General features: G+C 71.1%; 22 protein-coding genes and 1 other RNA gene. 10 read left to right on the top strand and 13 right to left on the bottom strand.

The window, feature by feature from the left end; all coding sequences use genetic code 11:
* Positions 1-2: 2 nt before the first annotated feature.
* The 4 genes from AB0K15_RS33230 to rnpB form a co-directional block, all read right to left on the bottom strand.
* Complete coding sequence (locus tag AB0K15_RS33230) at positions 3-491, bottom strand: hypothetical protein (RefSeq protein ID WP_364059465.1); 489 nt, start codon at positions 489-491, stop codon at positions 3-5.
* A 12-nt stretch (positions 492-503) separates the two neighbouring features.
* The gene (locus AB0K15_RS33225; RefSeq protein ID WP_285970229.1) at positions 504-770 is read right to left on the bottom strand and encodes a hypothetical protein; all 267 of its coding nucleotides are present in this window, start codon (positions 768-770) and stop codon (positions 504-506) included.
* 460 nt (positions 771-1230) lie between these two features.
* A complete protein-coding gene (locus AB0K15_RS33220; protein ID WP_364059462.1) occupies positions 1231-2088 on the bottom strand; it encodes a hypothetical protein in 858 nt (285 codons plus the stop codon).
* 80 nt (positions 2089-2168) lie between these two features.
* Positions 2169-2564, bottom strand: an RNA gene (gene rnpB / locus AB0K15_RS33215) — RNase P RNA component class A.
* Positions 2565-2827: 263 nt separating this feature from the next.
* Between rnpB and sfnG the strand changes: the two genes are divergently transcribed.
* Both sfnG and AB0K15_RS33205 read left to right on the top strand, forming a co-directional pair.
* Complete coding sequence (sfnG, locus tag AB0K15_RS33210; RefSeq protein WP_364059459.1) at positions 2828-4003, top strand: dimethylsulfone monooxygenase SfnG; 1176 nt, start codon at positions 2828-2830, stop codon at positions 4001-4003.
* Between the two features lie 136 nt (positions 4004-4139).
* Entirely contained in the window at positions 4140-5384 is a 1245-nt protein-coding gene (locus AB0K15_RS33205; RefSeq protein WP_364059456.1) for an SLC13 family permease, read from the top strand.
* 159 nt (positions 5385-5543) lie between these two features.
* Here AB0K15_RS33205 and AB0K15_RS33200 read toward each other — a convergent pair whose 3' ends face one another.
* From AB0K15_RS33200 to AB0K15_RS33175, 6 genes are all read right to left on the bottom strand, one after another.
* Positions 5544-7289, bottom strand: a complete 1746-nt coding sequence (locus tag AB0K15_RS33200) for a hypothetical protein (RefSeq protein ID WP_364059453.1) — start codon at positions 7287-7289, stop codon at positions 5544-5546.
* Positions 7290-7484: 195 nt separating this feature from the next.
* A complete protein-coding gene (locus AB0K15_RS33195; protein WP_364059450.1) occupies positions 7485-8636 on the bottom strand; it encodes a bifunctional RNase H/acid phosphatase in 1152 nt (383 codons plus the stop codon).
* Positions 8633-9370, bottom strand: a complete 738-nt coding sequence (locus AB0K15_RS33190; RefSeq protein WP_364059447.1) for a C4-type zinc ribbon domain-containing protein — start codon at positions 9368-9370, stop codon at positions 8633-8635. The genes AB0K15_RS33195 and AB0K15_RS33190 overlap by 4 nt, the downstream gene beginning before the upstream one ends.
* 35 nt (positions 9371-9405) lie before the next feature.
* A complete protein-coding gene (locus tag AB0K15_RS33185; RefSeq protein ID WP_364059444.1) occupies positions 9406-10221 on the bottom strand; it encodes a Nif3-like dinuclear metal center hexameric protein in 816 nt (271 codons plus the stop codon).
* 243 nt (positions 10222-10464) lie between these two features.
* On the bottom strand, positions 10465-11082 hold the full coding sequence (locus tag AB0K15_RS33180; protein ID WP_364059441.1) for a hypothetical protein: 618 nt from the start codon (positions 11080-11082) through the stop codon (positions 10465-10467).
* The gene (locus tag AB0K15_RS33175; RefSeq protein ID WP_364059438.1) at positions 11079-11351 is read right to left on the bottom strand and encodes a hypothetical protein; all 273 of its coding nucleotides are present in this window, start codon (positions 11349-11351) and stop codon (positions 11079-11081) included. Before AB0K15_RS33175 ends, AB0K15_RS33180 begins: the two co-directional genes overlap by 4 nt.
* 165 nt (positions 11352-11516) lie before the next feature.
* Between AB0K15_RS33175 and AB0K15_RS33170 the strand changes: the two genes are divergently transcribed.
* The 5 genes from AB0K15_RS33170 to AB0K15_RS33150 all read left to right on the top strand — a co-directional run bounded on the left by AB0K15_RS33170 (position 11517) and on the right by AB0K15_RS33150 (position 14712).
* Positions 11517-12365 (top strand): helix-turn-helix transcriptional regulator, encoded by an 849-nt coding sequence (locus AB0K15_RS33170; RefSeq protein ID WP_364059435.1) that lies wholly within the window; start codon positions 11517-11519, stop codon positions 12363-12365.
* Positions 12362-12544 (top strand): DUF397 domain-containing protein, encoded by a 183-nt coding sequence (locus AB0K15_RS33165; RefSeq protein ID WP_364059432.1) that lies wholly within the window; start codon positions 12362-12364, stop codon positions 12542-12544. The genes AB0K15_RS33170 and AB0K15_RS33165 overlap by 4 nt, the downstream gene beginning before the upstream one ends.
* 102 nt (positions 12545-12646) lie before the next feature.
* Positions 12647-13108, top strand: coding sequence for a low molecular weight protein-tyrosine-phosphatase (locus AB0K15_RS33160; RefSeq protein WP_364059429.1), 462 nt, complete (start codon positions 12647-12649; stop codon positions 13106-13108).
* Between the two features lie 79 nt (positions 13109-13187).
* Positions 13188-14018, top strand: a complete 831-nt coding sequence (locus tag AB0K15_RS33155) for an SURF1 family cytochrome oxidase biogenesis protein (RefSeq protein ID WP_364059426.1) — start codon at positions 13188-13190, stop codon at positions 14016-14018.
* Positions 14019-14097: 79 nt separating this feature from the next.
* Entirely contained in the window at positions 14098-14712 is a 615-nt protein-coding gene (locus tag AB0K15_RS33150; protein ID WP_364059423.1) for an FMN-binding negative transcriptional regulator, read from the top strand.
* 1 nt (position 14713) lies between these two features.
* Here AB0K15_RS33150 and AB0K15_RS33145 read toward each other — a convergent pair whose 3' ends face one another.
* Both AB0K15_RS33145 and AB0K15_RS33140 read right to left on the bottom strand, forming a co-directional pair.
* Complete coding sequence (locus AB0K15_RS33145; RefSeq protein WP_364059578.1) at positions 14714-15721, bottom strand: cobalamin biosynthesis protein; 1008 nt, start codon at positions 15719-15721, stop codon at positions 14714-14716.
* Positions 15722-15815: 94 nt separating this feature from the next.
* Positions 15816-16526: an FCD domain-containing protein gene (locus AB0K15_RS33140; protein WP_364059420.1), complete on the bottom strand. Its 711-nt coding sequence runs from the start codon at positions 16524-16526 to the stop codon at positions 15816-15818.
* A gap of 95 nt (positions 16527-16621) precedes the next feature.
* Between AB0K15_RS33140 and AB0K15_RS33135 the strand changes: the two genes are divergently transcribed.
* Both AB0K15_RS33135 and AB0K15_RS33130 read left to right on the top strand, forming a co-directional pair.
* A complete protein-coding gene (locus tag AB0K15_RS33135) occupies positions 16622-17116 on the top strand; it encodes a gluconokinase (RefSeq protein ID WP_364059417.1) in 495 nt (164 codons plus the stop codon).
* A complete protein-coding gene (locus tag AB0K15_RS33130) occupies positions 17113-18480 on the top strand; it encodes a gluconate:H+ symporter (protein WP_364059414.1) in 1368 nt (455 codons plus the stop codon). Before AB0K15_RS33135 ends, AB0K15_RS33130 begins: the two co-directional genes overlap by 4 nt.
* A 5-nt stretch (positions 18481-18485) precedes the next feature.
* Here AB0K15_RS33130 and AB0K15_RS33125 read toward each other — a convergent pair whose 3' ends face one another.
* Positions 18486-19463, bottom strand: coding sequence for an aldo/keto reductase (locus AB0K15_RS33125; RefSeq protein WP_364059411.1), 978 nt, complete (start codon positions 19461-19463; stop codon positions 18486-18488).
* Positions 19464-19554: 91 nt separating this feature from the next.
* Here AB0K15_RS33125 and AB0K15_RS33120 point away from each other — a divergent pair, with 91 nt between their 5' ends.
* Positions 19555-20445, top strand: a complete 891-nt coding sequence (locus AB0K15_RS33120; RefSeq protein ID WP_364059408.1) for an AraC family transcriptional regulator — start codon at positions 19555-19557, stop codon at positions 20443-20445.
* Positions 20446-20493 lie beyond the last annotated feature (48 nt).

Here is a 20493-nt window from a genome sequence, read left to right as displayed (position 1 = left end):
GACTACCTCCCGGCCCGAGCCGCGGGGCGGCTCCGGCGCGCTCGTGGTGCTCCCTGTGCTCCGGCCGTAACCCCGGTGCCTTGGCCGTAGCCGTGGTGCCGGTACTGCCGCCTCCTCTTGTGCTTCGGCAGCGGGCGCTCGGCCCGCACGCGGATGCGGCTGGCGCTGACGGCGCCGCCCGTGCCCGCGGGCTTCTCACGCGGTGTGTTGAGCTCACGGCCGGCCATCGCGATCACCGCGCCCAGCGGGCGCTCGTGGCTGATCTTGGCGGTGATCAACCGGGTGATCACGATCGTGGCCACGAAAGCCCACGCCGTGGAGAAGAACCCGAAGCTCCAGCCGGCCCACCGTTCGATGGTGAGCACGACCAGGAAGACCGGTATGCCGATGAGCCACGCTACGTAGCGGGCCCTCCAGGGAAAAGTCGCCTTCGGCGGGCCGAGCCAGACGGCGTCGACCCGGTAGACCTCGTCATCCGTCCTGATACGCACGCCTGCTCCGCCTCAGCCCGTGAACAGGCCGGCGATCCACTGGCCCACGTTGACGCCGGCGCCGCTGACCGCGAGTCCGATGATGGCGAGCGCGATGACGACACCGGCGAGCCTGCGCATGACACCGGCGTTGTCACCCTTGCCGCCACCGAGCCAGAGCAGCAGGAGCGCGACGGCGAGCAACACCAGGGGGACGATGTTGTCGAGCAACCAGTTTCGGACGTTTCCGGTGCCGAGTTCGCCGGCAGCCAGCGTCTCGAGGGTGGTCATGGTCATCATCGCGATACTCCCGGTGCGCGGACGGTCCCGCGCGGTTCTGGCTTCGGCGAAGCCTCGAACAACATCATGGCGTCACAAGGGGTAGTGGTCAAAGCGCGCTGCGTTAATGTCGACTTGTGGACACGGGGCGGGGTAGGGGTCGTCTGGTCAGAATTCCTCGCCCTCCATCATGGTGGCAAGGGTGCTTGGGATTAACCCCGGCCACCCGGATTTCGCAGTGGACCCACGAACTCACCCTGCTGGGAGTGTTTTGCTCACTCTCGGTACTTCCCAAGCGGTCGGGATCCGGCCGGACCCAGTGTGGCATGCCCCATTCGGCCTCCCCGAGCGAGCCCGCAGTGTCACCACCACGCTGCCCCAGGGTCGCCGGGAGCAGTGAGGCGCTTGTCACGATACGCGCAAGCCAGGCCAGGATTTTCACTACATAGCGTGATGCCGGACATCGGGCACGAGAGGTGCCTTATCGGGAAGACGTCACCGCTCGGGGAAACGCTCCGGCCTTGACGACGGCGCGGCTCAGCGGCCGGCACAGCTCGGCGAGACGGGCGGATTTTTCCTTACCCAGGTGCCGCCAGGGGCCTTCGGAGGCGGCGTTGGTGGCGGCCTCGACGCGCTCGCGGAGCTCGGCGCCCTTGTCCGTGAGGTCGCCGTCGGGGCCGATGACGCCCTGGTTCGCCAGGCGCGCGACCTCGGCGTTCCACTGCTCGTCGCTCCAGCCGCGCGTGCCCTTCGCCATTTCGGGCGTGAAGCCGGCGCCGCTCGCGACGTGCGTGACGAGGGCGGCCAGGCCGTCGAGGCCGTGGAGCACAAGGGCGGCGACGTGGGCGTCGCCGCGGTGCTCGCGCAGGAGCGTCAGGGCATGCCACAGAGCGAGGTGCGGCTTTTCGGGCCAGGCGAGGCTCGCGTGGCCGGCGTAGAGGGCTCGGCCTTCCGGGCTGCAGCCGTCCGTGGCTTCGCGCGCGAGCTCGGCGGCTTCGGCGGTGGTTTCGGCGTGGATCTCGTCGCCGAGGAGCCTGCTGAGGGCGGCGTCGACGGCGTTGAAGCGGGCTTCGGTGATTTGCTCGGGCGTGGCGAGGGTCCACGCGCGCGGGATGTGGCGCTCGACGATCTCGGGGTTGAAGTTGTAGAACGTCGCGGCCACCACGCCGGCGTCCACAGCTCCCATCGGCGCCGAACGGCTGGCGAAGTACGTCATGCGCCCAGGCCGCAACCCCGCGGCGGTGAGGTGCTCTTCGGCTTCGGGGACGAAGTAGATCAGGGAGTGGAGGGTGTCGAAGGTGCCCTTGAACTTCTTCGCCGCTTCGGCTGCTTCGCCCATGAGCAGATGCTACCGGGCGGTAGGTGCCTCTGCCTTGAGGCCGGCCGCGGGTTTTCGACAGCCTGCAGCGAAGGACAGGGCGGACGAGTTGGCGTGTAAGCCGGATCCTGTGCCCGGCGCGGCCTCGCGGCCGGTCGGGCGACGGTCATCCATCTCGGCCTGCCGTTGCCGGCAGGCTCCAGCGGCCTACCCGCAGGCATCGGACGGGCCGTCCTCAAGCGCCTGCGCAGGAGCGGCAGCTCCCTCTTGGCCTTGCTCCGGGTGGGGTTTACCGAGCCACCCCGGTCACCCGGGGTGCTGGTGGTCTCTTACACCACCGTTTCACCCTTACCCCCGTCCGGAGACGGGGGCGGTCTGTTTTCTGTGGCACTGTCCCGCGGGTCGCCCCGGGTTGCCGTTAGCAACCACCCTGCCCTGCGGAGTCCGGACTTTCCTCGGACCGGGTCACCCCGATTCGCGACCGTCCAGCCAACTCGTCCGCGCGTGAATCGTACCCGCGCACCGCCGGACGGGCGCGCGGCGGGGCGAGCAGTTCGACGACGCCGAGCGTCACGATCACCGCCAGCGCCACGAGCTCCACGACGTTGATCAGATCCACGAGCCACCAGCTCCCTCCGCAAAGGGGAGTACGGACCCCGCCCGGGACCGGTTCAAGTCGATCACCGCAAGGTCCTTTGTGGATGATCCCACGCCGTGGACGTGCGTTGACGCTGCTCAGGGCCGCTGTTTCACTCGCGCCATGTCCGCACCAGACCTGCACGAGCCCCTGAAATTCGCCTACTGGGTCCCGAACGTGAGCGGCGGCCTGGTCACCAGCGACATCGAGCAGCGCACCGACTGGGGGTACGAGTACAACAAGCAACTCGCCGTCCTGGCCGAGAACAACGGCTTCGAGTACGCGCTCACCCAAGTCCGCTACACCGCCAGCTACGGCGCCTCCTACCAGCACGAGTCCACCGGCTTCAGCCTCGCGCTGCTGCTGGCCACGCAGCGGCTCAAGGTGATCGCCGCGATCCACCCCGGGCTGTGGCACCCCGGCGTGCTCGCGAAGTTCGTGGCCAGCGCCGACGTGATCTCCGGCGGGCGCGCGGCCATCAACGTCGTCAGCGGCTGGTTCAAGGACGAGTTCACCAAGCTGGGCGAACCGTGGCTCGAACACGACGAACGCTACCGCCGCACGGAGGAGTTCATCACCGCCGTGCGCGAGCTCTGGACGAACGACCACGCCGAGTTCGGCGGCGACTTCTACCGCATCCACGACTTCGACATCAAGCCCAAGCCCGAGGTCTCCCCCGGCCGCCCGCACCCGGAAATCTTCCAGGGCGGCAACTCCACGGCTGCCCGCAAGGTCGCCGGCCGCGTGTCCGACTGGTACTTCAGCAACGGCAAGGACTACGACGGTTTCACCGAACAGGTCGAAGACGTCCGCGCCGTCGGACGAGGCCGCACTGTCCGCTTCGGACTCAACGGCTTCGTCATCGCCCGCGAAACGGCTTCCGAAGCCGAAGCCGTGCTACGCGAGATCATCGAGAAGGCGAACCGGCCGGCCGTCGAAGGGTTCCGCTCCGCGGTGGCGCAGGCGGGAAAGTCCACGGCGGACGACAAGGGCATGTGGGCCGACTCCGAGTTCGAGGACCTCGTGCAGTACAACGACGGTTTCCGCACCCAGCTCATCGGCACGCCGGAACACATCGCCGACCGCGCCATCGAGTACAAGAAGCGCGGCGCGAACCTGCTGCTGCTCGGTTTCCTGCACTACCTGGAAGACGTGGAGCACTTCGGGAAGCACGTGCTGCCGGTGATCCGCGAGAAGGAGCGCGAACTGGCGAAGGGCAAGGGAATCCCGGAACCGGTGTTGTCCGCCTCAGCTGAGTCATCTGCCTCGGCTCCGCCGAGGCGTGCGGGATCGCGTTAAGCCGCGGGGCGTATGGGCGCGGGCGCACTGGCGAGCCGGCAGCGTGTGGTCGACACGGCCGTGTGCAGGCCGGGCCGCGGCAGCACCTTCAACAGCCGCTCACCGGTCGCCGGGTGGGCTCGATTAGCGTTCTCGCGTGCCCGAACCCCTCGCCGCGGTCGTCTCGCTCGTTCTCCTGGCCGTGACGCTGGCGTTCGCGATGGTGCGTCCGCGCGGGCTGCCTGAGGCGGTCGCCGCGGTGCCCGTCGCGGTGGTGGTGCTCGCGGTGGGGCTCACGACGCCGGAAGCCGCGTGGGACCGGGTCGTCGAGATCCTGCCGACGATGGGGTTCCTGGCCGCGATCCTGCTCGTCAGTCACCTCGCCGCCATCGACGGTGTGTTCACCTGGCTGGGCAGCCGGCTGGCCGAGGTCTGCCGGGGCCGGCCCCAGCGGCTGCTCGTGCTGACCTTCGCCGCGGCGGCGGGCGTGACGGCGGTGCTGAGCCTCGACGCGACCGTCGTTCTGCTCACGCCTGTCGTGCTGGCCACGGCGGAGGGGCTGCGGCTCGAGTCGAAGCCGCACGTCTACGCCTGCGCCCACCTCGCGAACTCCGCGTCGACGCTGCTGCCCGTCTCCAACCTGACCAACCTGCTGGCCTTCGCCGCGTCCGGGCTGACGTTCGCCGGGTTCACCGCGCTGATGGCGCTGCCCTGGCTGGTCACGATCCTGATCGAGCTGGCCGTGTTCACGCGGTTCTTCAGACGCGACCTGGCGGGCCCCCGCAGCACCGAAAAGCCACAGCACCGCGAGCCGCCGGTGTTCGCGCTCGTCGTGCTCGGCGTGATGCTCGTCGGTTTCGGTGTGGGCCAGCTCGTGCACGTCGAACCCGTCTGGGTCGCGGCGCTGGCGGCGCTCGTGCTCAGCGCGCGGGCGCTGGGCGAACGCAAGATCAAGCCGTGGCAGGTGATCACGGAAGCGTCGCCGATGCTGGTGCTGTTCGTGCTCGGCCTGGCCATCACCGTGGAGGCCGTCGACGAACACGGGCTCGGCGGCGCCCTCAAGGCGTTCCTGCCGACGACCGCGGGGTTGCCCGAGCTGCTGCTCACCACCGCCATCGCGGCCGTGCTGGCGAACCTCGTCAACAACCTGCCCGCGACGCTGATCCTGCTTTCGGTCCTCGGCGACCACCCGAACACGGGCGTGCTGCTGGCCGTGCTGATCGGCGTGAACGTCGGCCCGAACGCGACCTACCTCGGCTCCCTGGCGACGCTCCTGTGGCGCCGCGTGCTGGCCCGCCACGGGCACACACCGAGCGCGAGGGAGTTCACGGCGCTGGGCGCGTTGACCACGCCGGTCTCCCTGGCCGCGGCGACTGCGGCGTTGTGGCTGGTGCTGCCGTGACGGATCAGGGCAAGCGCGCCCGCGGTCCGGGAAACGGCGCGTCGGTGCTGAAGACGGACAGGCACCGCTCGGCGTCGGTCCGTGCGGCGCGGGCGATGCACCGCAGGTAGGCCCGGCGCCGGTCCACCGGCAACGAGTGGACCAGCGAACGAAGCCGGGCTAGGGCCGCGGCGGGATCGTCTGCCCCGGCTCCAGCGTGGGGCCGCAGTCGTCGAGGCCGTTGCCGAAGCGGTAGGCCTCGACGTCCATCATCGTGGTCGCCGCGTAGTGCTGGACGGCCTGGAGCTTGGCCGGGTCCTTCACCGCGTCCTTGCGGACCCAGTCGCCGTTGCGCAGGCCGGGGCCCGGGTAGATGAAAATCGGGTAGTAGTCGCGGTCGATGCGCGGGTCGAGGGAGATGCCGTTGCCGCCGGCCCAGGGGCCCCACGAGTGGATGAAGGTGGGCTTGACCGTGTCGAACACGTAGTCGCGCAGGCCCGCCATGTTCTCGTCGTGCGTGAGGTCGGCGATGGGCGCGTTGACCAGGCCCGCCATGTCCACGAGCTGCAGCCGGCTGGTCATCGACGAGCCGCCGAGGTCCGGCAGCAGCAGCGACGCCTGCTGCAGGCCCAGCATGTCGGCGTAGGTGTTGAAGCCGCGGCCGAAGCGGTCGGCGATGAGGCACGCCGGCACGGTGGGGCTCTTGATGAACTCGTCGGACTGCTGCACGAACCCGACCAGCGACGGGATCGCCGCGGCGACCACGACCACCGACGCGACCGCACGCCAGCGCACCTTCACCGTGCGCAGCAGCTCGCCGAACGACAGCGTGCCCGCGAGCACGCCCAGCACCCACACCGGCGTCGCGAAGCGGAACTGCGCCATCCAGTCGGGCATCAGCACGCCGAAGGCGATCACGCCGAGTGCGAACGGGGTGATCAACGCGGCCAGCGGACGCCGCCACGGCGCCTTGCGCAGCGCCCAGATCACGACCACCGCGAGCACGACGACGGCGGCGACACCGGCGTAGAGGATCAGGGTTCCGGGCCGGACCACCGACATCAGGTCGGGCAGGCCCTGCTTCTTCGCCACCGACGGGTTGGCGAGGAACCGGCCGCCGAACTCGCTGTGGCGCCAAGCCACATAAGCGCCGAACGGGACCGCGAAAGCCACAATGGACAGCACGGCGTAGCGGAAGCTGACCCAGAAACCCTCGCGCCGCACGCCGTACAACAGGACGAGCGGGAACGCGGCGGCGTAGATCAGGCCTTCCGGCCGCGTGAGCGCGGCGAACGCCACGATCACGCCCGCGCCCACCGCGACCTTCCACGTGAGCGTGCGTTCCTTGCGCACCGCGGTGAACAGCAGCACCGCGAGGCCGAGCACCGCGAACGCGAACAGCGAGTTCTCGAGGCCCGAGACCACCCAGATCACGAACGACGGGATCGTCGCCAGCGTGAGCCCCACGGCCAGCGTGGCCGCCCACGCGTGACGCGGGAAGATCTGCCGCGCCACGACGTGGCACAGCGTGAGGATGCCGGCGGTGAACAGCAGGCCGAGCAGCTTCGGGAACAGCACGTAGTCGGGGATGCCGAACAGCAGGCCGTGGTCGAACAGGCCGACGAGCTTCCCGCCCGCGAGCAGGACCATCCACGTCGGGTCGGAGAAGCCCTCGACGGGCGGCGCGCCCGGCTGCAGCACCGGGCCGAGGCCGTCGGCCAGGCTGCGCGAATAGGAGAACGTGATGGCCGCGTCGTCGACGATCCAGTGGCCGTAGCGCGTGGCGTGCCAGGCGACCGCCGCGACACCGGCGAGCACCGCCAGGACGGAGGCGATCCAGCCGTGGCGCAGGCCGACGGCGGTCACGGGCGCGTCCTCGCCGGGGAGGTCGCGTTCGGATGCTTCGGTGAGTGCGCTAGCGGTCATTACCTCGTCACTGTTTCTACTCGCAGAGCTTGCCGAGAAACGCACGAGCCTGCGCCCCCCTGATGAGGATCCCGGGTGGAACCCGCGCCGCGGCGCCGCGGTCGACACAGCACTCTAGCCAATACCGGATCGGCGCCCGCTCACGCGTCGTCCTCCAGGGTGATCCGCCCCACACTTTCCCCGGTCAGAAGGCGGTCACGACAGGTGCGAGATGTCGTTGGCGAGGTGCACGGAGGAGTTGCCATCCGGGTAGAACTCCACGATCGAGAGCGACGCCAGGTCCAGGTGCAGGCGGAACAACAGGCTCGGGCCCGCGTCGAGCCCCATCCGCAGCAGCGTCTTGATGGGCGTGACGTGGCTGACGACGATGATCGTCTTGCCCTCGTACTGCTCGATGAGGTCCCGGCGCGCCTGGCCGACGCGCTCGTGGACCGCGTCGAAGCTCTCGCCCCCGGGCGGCGCGCACGACGAGTCACGCAGCCAGCAGCGGTGCAGCTCGGGGTCGCGTTCGGCGGCCTCGGTGAAGGTGAGGCCCTCCCACTCGCCGAAGTCGGTCTCGATGAGGCCCGGGTGCGTGACGAAGCGGGTGCCCAGCGCGTCGGCCACGGCCTGCGCGGTCTGCTTCGTCCTGGTCAGGGGCGAGGAGACGATGGGGGCGGCCTCGCCGTCCTCGGAGACCAGGCCCGGCCACGCGCCGAGCCGCTTCGCCGCCGCGGCCGCCTGGCCGCGCCCGCGCTCGGTGAGCGGCACGTCGCCGCGGCCGGAGTAGCGGCGGTCGACCGACATCTCGGTCTGGCCGTGGCGCAGGAGCAGCAGGCGGGTGGGCGTGCCGCGCGCGCCGGTCCAGCCGGCCTTGGCGACGCGGTCGGCCTCACCGGTGCCGGAGGTGGTCTTGACCTGCGGTTTGTGCTGCGCCGGAGCCGGGGTGGCAGCCTTGCCGGTGCCGCTGTCCATGGCGACGTTGGCGAGGTGGTCGGCGTGGGAGTTCTCTGCGCGCGGGATCCACATGTAGGTGACACGATCGAACCCGTCCGCGAGTTCACGCGCCCGCGCCGCGAGCGGCTGCAGCGCGGCGTGCTTGATCTTCCAGCGGCCGGACATCTGCTCCACGACCAGCTTGGAGTCCATCCGCACGTCCACAATGGACGCGCCGGCCTCCGCCGCCGCGGTCAGCGCCGCGATGAGCCCCGAGTACTCCGCGACGTTGTTGGTCACCACGCCGAGGTACTCGTGGCGCTCGGCCAGCACCTCGCCGGTGGCGGCGTCCTTCACGACCGCGCCGTAGCCGGCCGGGCCCGGGTTGCCCCGCGACCCCCCGTCGGCCTCGACGACGACCCGGTCGGTCACAGGCCCGACTCCACCGTACGGACCAGGATCGCCCCGCAGTTCTCGCACTGGACGATGGTGTCCTCGGGCGTCGCCTTGATCTCGGCGATGGTGTTGCGGTCCAGCTCCAGCTGGCAGGCGCCGCAGCGGCGGGCACGCAGCAGGGCCGCGCCGATGCCCTTGTGGGCCAGCACGCGCTCGTACAGCTTGAGCACCGGCTCCGGGAAGCGCGGCAGCAGCTTCGCGCGGTCCTCGTCGCGGCGGGCGCGCGTGGTGTCGAGGTCCTTGAACTCCTCGTCGCGGCGCTCGATCGCGGCCGCGACGCCCGCCTCGGCCTTGTCGACCTCGGCGCCGGTGCGCTGCGCGTCGAGCTCCAGGGCCTCGCGCTGCTCCATGAGCTCCAGCAGGTCGTCTTCGAGCGCGCTCTGGCGGCGGCCGAGCGTCTGCAGCTCGTGCTCGATGTCGGTCATCTGCTTGGCGTTGACCGAGCCCGACTCCAGCAGCTTGCGGTCACGGTCCTCGCGGGCCCGCACCGACTCGACCTCTTTCTCCTGCCGGGCGATCTCGCGGTCGAGGTCCGACGCGGCGGTCTGCACGGACACCAGCGCGTCGCGCTTCTCGCGCACGGTCTTCTCGCCCGCGTCGATCTCGGCGAGCTCGGGCAGGGTGCGCCGGCGGTGCGCGGTGCGCGAAAGCTCGGCATCCACCTTCGCGAGTTCGAGCAGCTGGCGCTGGACGGCGGGGTCGGCCTTCACGGTGCTCCTTGGTGAATGGGGGGACTTGCGGTGAGTCAGCTGGCGGGGGTCGCGCGGACAGTCCACGGGTCGGTGCACCGCGTGGAGACGTGACTGTCGACGTTACCCGCAAAGGCCGTGTCGACAAGGGCCGAGGCCTGCCCGCACCAGGGCCATTCGCTGGCCCAGTGCGTGAGCCCGACCAGCGCGGGCCCCGCGGCCGCGAGGTGCTCGCCGGCCGGGTGGTGGCGCAGGTCCGCCGTCACGTACGCGTCGACGCCCTCGGCGGCCGCGCGCGCGAGGTAGGAGTCGCCGGCCCCGCCGGACACCGCGACGGTGCGGATCGGCCGGTCCGGGTCGCCGGCACCCAGCACACCCGGCACGGTGGCCGGCAACGCCTCGGCGACGCGCTGCACGAACACCGCGAACGGCTCGGCTTCGGCCAGGTGCCCGATCCGCCCGATGCCCGTGCGGCCGCCGGGTTCCTGCGGGTCGAGCGGCCGGTCGACGGTGAGGCCGATGGCGTTCGCGAGAGCGTCGGACACGCCGGGGTCGGCCGAGTCGGCGTTGGTGTGGGCGCAGTAGAGCGCGCGGCCGCCGCGGATGAGGCGGTGCACGAGACCGCCCTTCACCGTGTCGGCGGGCACGCCGTGCACCCCGCGCAGCAGCAGCGGGTGGTGCGCCACGATCAGCTGCGCGCCCAGGTCCTCGGCCTCGGTCACCGTCTCCTCGACGGGGTCGACGCAGAACAGCACCCGCGTGACCTCCTCCGCCGGGTCCCCGCACACGAGCCCGACGGCATCCCACTTCTCCGCGAGGCGCGGCGGGTAGTGGCGTTCGAGGACGTCGAGGATCTCGGCTAGGGCAGGCACCACCGGATCTTCCCACGAGGGCGGCGGCAGCCTCGGGACCCCGAGGCTGCAGGACGCCCCCGGCGTCCGAGAAGTCACCGGGGGTGTCCGCCCTCCACCGTTTTCCGCTGTTCGCCGGCGGTCTCCCGGCGGTCTCCGGTGTCGGCCGGTGTCGGGCGGCGTCGGCCGGTGGAGGTGGAGCCCGGCCGCCGCGCCCTGGTCGGGGAAGCGGAACGCGGCGGCCGGGAGCTGGGTGCGGGTGGGTCAGGTGTGGGTGACGTCCTCGGCGAGGCCGCCCCCGGCGGTGCTGTCGTCTGCGGCGCGGTCCTCGGGCGCTCGGTCCTCGGCAACGCGGTCCTCGGCGGCGCGGTCGCGGGCAGCTTGGTCTTCGGCAGCTCGGTCTTCGGCAGCTCGGTCTCGGGCGGTGTCGTCGACCTGACCGCCCTCGGCGGCGCTGGCGTCGGCAACGCGGTCCCCGGCGGCGCGGACCTCGGCGGCGCGGACCTCGGCGGCCCGGTCCCCGGCGGCGCCGCGGCTGGAGGCGCGGTCCTCGGCAGCTCGGTCTCGGGCGGTGTCGTCGACCTGACCGCCCTCGGCGGCGCGGTCCCCCGCGGCGCGGTCCCCCGCGGCGCCGCGGCTGGTGGCGCCGCGGCTGGCGGCGCGGTGGCGGCGGGCCACGAGGATCGCGAGGTGGATCAAGGCGTCGCCGCATTGGGCGGTGTCGGCCAGGTCGTCGATGGTGCGGCCCTGTTCGACGCCGGTCAGGGCCCACTCGGCGAACTCGGCGACGGTGCGCCGGCCGGCGTCGTCGATGGGGCGGCCGGTTTCGCGGTCGGTGTCGACTTCGCAGCCGTCGTCGGTGATCCACCAGCCCACGGTCATCGCCTCGCCCGGAAGCACACGCGGCAGTCGCGGGACTTGTCGCGTTCGTCGCCGAGCTCGTCCGACGACAGTTCGGACCGGAACGCCCAGCGCGCCGGGATCATCAAGCTGCTCAGCACACAGCCAGGCTGGAAGGTGCCGCGGTCCGGGTCTTCGAGCTGCGATCGCAGGTACCGGTGGTTGCGGGTGTCGCCCGCCCAGAAGTGCACCGCGTACAGCCCACGCTCGACCATCGCCGGCGACAGTTCACCCGAAATCCTCGTGCCCATCCGACCCCCTAGCCATGCCTCGGTCCTCCCTGGTCTCCAGCCGGTGCCGCCCTGGTGCCATGCGGTGCCGCCTGAAGCCGGGAAACTATGATCGATGGCACCGTTCGGCACAATGCACCGATCGGGGTAACCGTTCGCAACTCTGCGTGTGGTTTCCTATGGCACATGGCTGGCACCAGTCCCCGAGCGCGCGCAATCGGCGCCGAACTCCGCAGGGCTCGCGAAGACGCGGGGCTCAGCGCGCGAACGCTCGCGGCCCGTATCGGCGTCGCACACACCACGGTCGGCCGTTGGGAGTCGGGTGAGCGGAGCCCGCGACCGACGGACGTGGCCACGGTGCTCGGCGCGCTCGGCACCGACCACGAGCTGCGCGAAGAACTCGTGGAGCTCTCGCGCAACACCGACGGACGGCACTGGGTCGCCTCAGGCCTGCCCGAGCAGCAACGCCAGCTCGCGGCACTGCTCGAACTGGAACGAGACGCCACTCGGATCGTGAACGTGTCGCCGCTGCTGATCCCGGGCCTCCTGCAGACCTCGGGCTACGCGCGCGCCATCATCGGTGCCGGCGGTGTTCCAGCCGGAGAGATCGAAACCCGAGTTGCCGTGCGCATCGGACGCCGTGACGTGATCATGCGACGCGAACGCCCGGCCGAGCTGCTCGCGCTGGTTGACGAGTCCGCGTTGCGCCGGAACATCGGTGGCCCAGCCGTGATGGCGGAGCAGTTGCGCGCACTCGATGAGGCGAGCTGCTGGAGCAACGTGACCCTTCGGGCCATCCCGGAGTCCGCGGGCTGGCATCCCGCGCTGGAAGGTCCGTTCGATGTTCTGGAATTCGTCGACCGCACGCCGGTGGTTCAGATCGAAAACCGGCGATCAGCCCTGTTCTTCCACGAATCCGTCGACGTCGAGGCCTACCGACTGGCGACCGATAGAGTTCAGGACATTGCGATGAGTCCGGACGAAACACGTGCGTTCATCGCTGATGTCCTCGGCAACTTGGAGACGAAGGCATGAAACAGCAGCAGTTCACCGGCTGGCGGAAGTCGAGCCGGTCACAGAACACGTCGAATTGCGTGGAGGTCGCCGTGGCGGCCGACCTCGTCGGGATCCGCGACACCAAGGACCGGCCGGCCGGGCATCTGACGGCCACGCGTGACGGCTGGTCGGCGTTCCTGACGCAGCTCGGACGCTGACCCGCATCCCGAGAAACACCGGAGAAAGCCCTCCAGCGATCCGAGAACCCTGGAGGGCTTTCTCGTGTCCGAGCCACCCACCCGAGGAGTGAAGGAAAACCCGTGCTGAATGTGGTGTTCGTGTGTTCAGGCAACATCTGCCGCTCGCCGATGGCAGAGCTGGTGTTCCGGGCGAAGCTCGCCGAGGCGGGGCTCGAGGACGTCGTGAAGGTGTCCAGCGCGGGTACGGGGCCGTGGCACGCCGGGGAGCCGGCCGACCGGCGGGCACAGGCGACGCTGCGGGCGCACGGTTATCCGACGCAGCACGTCGCGTCGGAGGTGAACGACCAGGACCTCGAAGCCGACCTGCTGCTGGCGGCGGACGAAGGGCACCTCGACTTCCTGCGCGGGCGCGTCGAGGACCCGGCGAAGGTGCGGCTGCTGCGCGAGTTCGACCCGTCGGCGAAAGTCGGCGCGGAGGTGCCGGACCCGTACTACGGCGGTGACGAGGGCTTCGAGAACGTGCTGGCGATGATCGAGCGCGCGATGCCCGGCCTGCTCGACTGGGTGCGCGCGCACGGTTAGGACCGGTTTGTCCCGGGCGAAATCACAGGTGGGAGAGGTCGCCGCGCACCCGGTGCGGGCGACGGCCTACCGTGGAGGGGTGCGGTTGCGGTTTCTGCTCCGGCCCGGCTGGCTGGCATTGACGGTGGTGGTGTTCACCTTCGCCGTCTGCTGCTACACCCTTCTCGCGCCTTGGCAGTTCCGGCGCGACGCCGAGCAGGAAGCCCAGAACAACGCGCTCACCGCGTCGTTCACGGCCCAGCCGGCGCCCGTCGCCCAGCTGCTGCCGGCCGGCACGACACCGGGCCGGCAGACGGAATGGCACCTCGTGTCGATCACGGGCACGTACCTGCCGTCGGCGGAGGTCGTCGCGCGGTTGCGGACCGTGCAGGGCGAGGCCGCGTTCGAGGTGCTCACGCCGTTGCGCGCGGCCGACGGGACCATCTATCTCATCGACCGCGGTTACGTGCGGCTCGACGACCAGTCCGGCGTGCTCCCCTACGCCGCCGCGCCCGGGGGCCAGGTCACCGTGGTCGCCCGCGTGCGCAGCGACGAGGTGGACCCGAAGCACCGCGACGCGTTCTCCGACGCGTCGACGAAGGGGAAGCTGCAGAGCTACACCGTCGACTCGCAGGTGGTGGCGCGCTCGTCCGGCCTGAAGATCCGGTCCGGCTACTTCCAGCTCGACCAGAACCAGCCCGGCGTGCTCGGCGCGCTGCCGCTGCCGCAGCTGGACTCGGGGCCGTTCTTCTCCTACGCGTTGCAGTGGCTGGCTTTCGGCAGCATGGCGATCCTGGGCTGGCTGTACTTCACGATCCGGGAGCTCAAGCCCGGTGGCGCGCTGACCACGGAGAAGCCGGAGCGCACGCGCCGCAAGTCCGTGGCGGAGATGCTGGCCGAAGACGAGGAAGAGTTCACCCCCTCGGCCTAGCCCGCCGCCAAGTGGTCTCCTGGTCCAGCCTGGAACTGGCCCTGTTTCGGGGCCACTTCGCCGGGCGATACTCGACGCCATGCTGATCCACCCTTGGGACGCCGGGGACGACGCGGAATGGCGGCAGTGGCTCAAGGGCCACGACTTCGGCCAGCTCGTGGCCGGTGGCCGCGGCCGCGACCTCCCGGTGGTCGTCCCGACGCACTTCACCTTCGACGGCGAAGCCACCGTCTGGCTGCACCTCGCGCGGCCCAACCCGGTCTGGCCACTGCTGGAGGAACACCCGCGGGCCCTGCTCACGGTGATCGGTGAGTACACCTACATCCCGTCGGACTGGAACACCGCCGACGACCCGGCGGTGGGCGTGCCGACGTCGTACTACGCGACCACGCAGCTCGCCTGTGACGTCCGGATCGTCGACGACCCGGCCGAGAAGGCGGAGGTGCTCAACCGGCAGCTCGGGCACTTCGAGCCGGGCAGCGGCCGGACGCCGGTGTCCTCGGTCGACGCCCCCGACCGGCGGCTGCTGCCGGGGATCCGCGGGATCGAGCTGACCGTGACGTCGGTGCAGGCGAAGTTCAAGTACGGCGGCAACAAGACGCCGGCCGACCGGGAGCGGATCTCGGGGAAGCTGGCGGCGCGAGGCGGGCCCTCGGACGCGGCCGCGCTGGAGCACCTTCAGCGGCGCAGCTGACTCACCTGCGACGGCGTCGGCGCGCGCCGACGAGGACGGCCACCGTGACCGAGGTCGCGCCCGCCAGCCAGCCGACGACCCGCGACAGCTCCACCGCGCGCGTGACGTGACCGGCGTCCGGGTTGCGGCCGACGCCGAGCACGGGCAGCTCCACCACGCCGTGCGGGTACACCGTGCGCCCGCCGACGCGGATCTCCAGCGCCCCGGCGAACGCGGCTTCCACACGGCCCGCATTCGGGCTCGGGTGGGCGATCGTGTCGCGCCGCCAAGCGCGCCAAGCGCCACCCGCGGAGCCGCCGACGACGGGGGCGGCCAGCACCGTCAGGGCGGCCGCGATCCGCGTCGGCACGAGGTGAACGAGCTCGTCGAGCCGGGCGACCAGCCAGTGCCCCGCCGAGCCGCGCGCGAGGACGCTGATGGTCCGCGACGCGAGCAGCCCCGGCACCCCGGCAAGCGCTCCCCACAGCAGCGGCGCGACGACCACTTCGGACGTGTTCTCGGCCAGAGTTTCCACGGCGGCACGGGAAAGCGCGATCATGCCGAGGCCGTCGGCGACGCGTGGGTCCAGTTCGGACAGTGTGCCGCGCGCGGGTTCGAGGCGGCCCTCTTCGAGGTCGCGCGCGAGCTCCGTGCCCTGCGTGGCGAGGCCGGCGGCGCCGACGACCGCCCAGGTCGTGACGGCCGTGGTCACGGCCTGCACCACGGGCCGGTCGCGAGCGGCGCGTTCGGCGACCAGGCCCACCACGACCGCGGCGCCCGCCAGGCCGAGGCCGGCGGCGGCGGCGCGGGCGGACCCGGTGGCGGCGGGCGCACCGGCAGCCTCGGCGCCGGCTTCCTGCGTGCCGGCGGATTCCCCAAGCGCCCCAACGGCAACACCGCTCCCGGCGCGCAGCGCAGCGGCGGAACTCCCGCCCTGCCCGGCGCCCAGCGTCGCCAGGCGGCGGAACGCCGTGACCGGCGGGCGCTGCCGGGGGTTGCCGAGGACACCGTCGGCCGCCAGGCCGAGCATCAAGCCGATCGCGCGTGCCGCGCTCACCAGTAGCCCCCCGGGAACGTGGTTCGATGCCGCCGGGGCGAAGGCCCGGCGAGGTCAGTGCCGCTGTTCACTGCCCGCCGAGATTACTCGACACCGCGGCGGCGATTTCGTCCCGTGCCTGGTCCACGATGCCGCGCATGGCGCGCTCGGCTCGATCGGCGTCGCCGGCGTCCACGGCCACGGCCACTTCCACGTGCAGCGCGACGGCCTCGGGCTGCGGCTCCTCGGGCATCAGGCCGTGGGAGGTGCGGCCCGCGAGCACCTCGGCGACCACCGTGGACAGCTGCGCGAACATCGGGTTTCCCGACGCGGTGAGCAGCAGGTCGTGGAACGCGATGTCGTGGCCGAGGAACGTCGTCAGGTCGCGCGCCCGAGCCGTCTCCTCCAGCCGGTGGCCCAGCGCGCGCAGCCGGCCGCGGTCCTCCGGCGTCGCGCGCAGCGCCGCGAACCGCGCGGCCGACGGCTCGACGCCCGAGCGCAGCTCCGTCAAGGTCCGCAGCGCCACCGCGCGCCCGGAACCGTCGAGCTGCCAGCGGATCAGGCGCGGGTCGTAGTGGTTCCACCCGGCCGGGTCGCTCACGATCACGCCGACGCGGCGGCGGCTCGTGGTGAGCCCCATGGTCTCCAGCACGCGCACGACCTCGCGCGCCACTGTGCGTGAAGCGCCGAAGCGTTCCTGCAGCTCGTCGGACCGCAGCACGGCGCCCGGCGCCAGCTCGCCATTGGCGATCGCCGCACCCAGCACGTCGAGGACTTCCTCGTGCCGATCGCTCCCCATCCGACCAACTTACCGCTCTGATTCGATTAAGTACTACTTCTTCTTGAATAAGTAGTACTTTTGGGTTTGACTCGTGCGGACACAAGGAGGTGCGGATGACCGTCATCGTCGTGATGGGCGTGTCCGGCTCGGGGAAGACGACGGTCGGCGAAGCGCTGGCCGAGCGCCTGGGCGTGGAGTACGCCGAGGCCGACACCTTCCACCCGAAGGCCAACATCGAGAAGATGACCGCCGGCCACGCGCTGACGGACGCCGACCGCGAGCCCTGGCTGCAGGCGATCGCACACTGGATCGCGTCGCACCAGGAGTCGGGCGGGGTCGTGTCGTCGTCCGCGCTGAAACGCCGCTACCGCGACGAGCTGAGAACCGGCGGCAACGTCTGGTTCCTCCACCTCCACGGCGAGCGCGACGTGCTCGCCGAGCGCATGCAGACCCGCAAGGGCCACTTCATGCCCGTTTCGCTGCTCGACTCCCAGCTCGCAGACCTCGAACCGCTGGGGCCGGACGAGCCGGGCCGAGTCTTCGAGATCACCGAAAGCCCCGCCGCCCTCGTCGAGGCGGCGCTTCTCGCGTTCCGGGAGCGTGCATGACCCCCCTCGCCGCCGGCTGGACCGGCCACGACACCCGCCTGATCGTGGCGACGGTGCTCGCCATCGCCGTGATCGTGGTGCTGATCAGCAAGCTGAAGCTCCACCCGCTGCTGGCGTTGACGATCGGTTCCGGCGTGCTCGGGATCGTCGCGGGCATGCCCGTGGACAAGCTGTTGAAGAGCTTCGAAAACGGCGTCGGCAGCACGGTCGCTTCGGTCGGGTTGCTGATCGCGTTCGGCGCGATGCTCGGCAAGCTGCTGGCCGATTCCGGTGGCGCGGACCGGATCGTGGACACGATCCTCGGACGCGTGCACGGCGCCGGGCTGCCGTGGGCGATGGCGCTGGTGGCCGCGTTGATCGGGCTGCCGATGTTCTTCGAGATCGGTCTCGTGATGCTGATCCCGGTGGTGCTGCTCGTCGCCAAGCGCAGCGGGAAACCCGTGCTGCTGCTGGGGATTCCGGCACTCGCGGGCCTGTCCGTCCTCCACGGGCTGATCCCGCCGCACCCCGGCCCGCTGGCCGCGGCGGGTGCGCTCGGCGCCAACGTGGGCATCACGCTCGCGCTCGGCCTGCTCGTCGGCATCCCGACGGTGGTCATCGCCGGTCCGCTGTTCGGCCGCGTCGCCGCGCGGTGGGTGCCGGACGCCACGCCGCCGCAGCGCCTGGTGCCCGAGTCCGAGAGCACCGAGGTCGACAAGCGGCCCAGCTTCGGCGCGACGCTGACCACGGTGCTGCTGCCCGTGGTGCTGATGTTGCTGAAGGCGCTCTCGGACATCCTGCTGGGCAAGGAAAACGGCGTGCGCCGCGTGCTCGACTTCGTCGGCGACCCGCTGGTGGCGCTGCTGGTCGCGGTCCTCGTCGGCATGGTGACGCTGGGCCGCCCGGCGGGCCTGCACCGCGCGAAACTGTCGTCGATCATCAGCGACTCCCTCGCCCCGATCGCGGGCATCCTGCTCATCGTCGCCGCGGGCGGTGGTTTCAAGCAGACGCTGGTGGACGCGGGCGTCGGCGACGTGATCACCAACCTCTCCACCGGCGCCCACCTGTCGCCCCTGCTGCTCGGCTGGCTGGTCGCCGTGGCGATCCGCCTGGCGACGGGCTCCGCGACCGTCGCCACGGTGTCCGCCGCCGGCATCGTCGCGCCGCTGGCCGCCACCCTCGACCCGACCCACAACGCACTCCTGGTGCTGGCCATCGGCGCCGGTTCGCTGTTCTTCTCGCACGTGAACGACGCCGGGTTCTGGCTGGTGAAGGAATACTTCGGCATGTCCGTCGGGCAGACCCTGAAGACGTGGTCGGTGATGGAGACGGTGATCTCGGTGGTGTCGATCGCGTTGATCCTGCCGCTGGGTGCGTTGCTCTAGGTGAGCTAGGGCGTTCGCGACGGGTAGGCGCCGGCGAGGGCCCAGGCCGGGTACTCGGGCGTCAGCGCGCTGACGGCGTCCAGCTCGGCGAGGTCCTGTGCGGTGAGCTCGAGGTCGACGGCGGCGAGGTTCTCGTGCAGCTGGCCGGGCCGCTTGGCGCCGACGATCACGCTGGTCACGCCGCGCTGTGCGAGCACCCAGGCCAGCGCGACGCGGGCGACGCCGACGTCGTGGCGGCCGGCGACCTCGCGCAGCGCGTCGACGATGTCGTAGCCGCGCTCGCGGTCGATCGGCGGGTTGTCGGCCTGGGCACGGCGGCCGGAGGCGTCCTGGCTGTCGCGGGTGAACTTGCCCGACAGGAAGCCACCGGCGAGCGGGCTGTAGACGAGCAGGCCGAGTTTCTCTTCGTTGACCAGCGGAAGCAGCTCACGCTCGAGGTCGCGGCCGACGAGCGAGTAGTACGCCTGCAGCGACACGAACCGGGGGTAGCCGCGCAGGTCGGCGACGCCGAGGGCCTTGGCGAGCTGCCAGGCGAAGGTGTTGGACGTGCCGACGTAGCTGATCTTGCCCTGGCGGACGGCGTCGTCGAGGGCGGAGAGGGTCTCGTCGAGCGGCGTCAGGTGGTCGTGGGCGTGGATCTGGTAGAGGTCGATGTGGTCGGCGCCGAGGCGGCGGAGGCTGTCCTCGATCGCGTGACGCAGGTGCACGCGGGAGAGCCCCACCTCGTTGGCGCCGGCGCCCATGCGCGAGTAGGCCTTGGTGGCGAGCACCACGTCGCGGCGGCGGCCCTTGAGGATCTTGCCCAGCAGCTCCTCGGTCTCGCCGCCGGCGTACATGTCGGCCGTGTCGATGAGGTTCACGCCCTGGTCCAGGGCGATGCCGACCAGTTCGTCGGCCGCCTTCAGGTCCAGGCCGCCGATCACGTCCCACGGCTTCCGGCCGGAGCCGCCGAACGTCATGGTGCCGAGTGCGATCCTGGACACGAAAGTTCCGGTGGCGCCCAGTTGTTGGTACTGCACGGAGGGTCCTTTCTTTCGGTGCTTTCCACGCTAGGCAGAGCGGAGGCCGCGGACCATGAGTGAGCGTTCGGAGCTCGTGCTGGATCGTCCGGATCCCCTCGCCGACGTCCTGTCGATGGCCGACGTCCGCCCGGCTTTCCCGGCCCGGCTGACGGCGGGCGGCGAGTGGGCGGTGCGGTTCGGCGGCTCGCACCCCAAGGTGATCACCGTGACGGCGGGCTCGTGCTGGGTGCTGCCCGAGGACGGCTCACCGGTCTTCTTGCCGGCGGGTTCCTGCTACCTCGTGGGTCGCGACGCCGCATACGTCACGGCCAGCACTCCGGACGTCGCACCGGTCGAGGCCCGCAGCGTATTCACCGGCACCGACGGACAGGCCGGTTCCTCCTCCGACGTCACCCTGCTCGGCGCCGCCCTGGACTTCGCCGACCCCGCGGCGGCGGTGCTGCTGGAGGACCTCGGTTCCTCGATCCGCATCACCGATCCGGACACGGCGCTGAGCTCGACACTGCAGCTGCTCGCGTTGGAAACCGCCGCCCGGCCGGGCGGCGGTGTGATGCGGGAGCACCTCACGCAGATCCTCTCCCTGCACGTGCTGCGCAGCCTCCTCGGTGCCGACGCGCGGCCGGCGGGTTTCCGCGATCCCGCCATCGGCGCCGCGCTGGCCGCGATGCACCGGCGCCCCGCGTTCGGCTGGACGGTGGCCCGGCTGGCAGCCGAGGCGAACCTGTCGCGCACCGTGTTCGCGACGCGGTTCAAGGCGCTGGTGGGCTCGTCCCCGATGGACTACCTGCTGCACCGGCGGATCTCCGGCGCCACCCGGGAGCTTGCCGAGGGCCGGACCGTCGCTTCCGTGGCCTCACGGTGGGGGTACGGCTCGGAGAGCGCGTTCAGTGCGGCGTTCAAGCGGGTGACGGGCCGGTCGCCGGCGAGCAGCCGAACTCGCTGATCAGCACAAACACCACATCCTGAGACGAGCACGGGTTGACATGTGACC

The organism is Amycolatopsis sp. NPDC049253 (genome assembly GCF_040678995.1).
GTDB lineage: Bacteria > Actinomycetota > Actinomycetes > Mycobacteriales > Pseudonocardiaceae > Amycolatopsis.
Note: the sequence above shows the minus strand (reverse complement) of the source record. Positions and strands in the feature narration are given on the sequence as shown.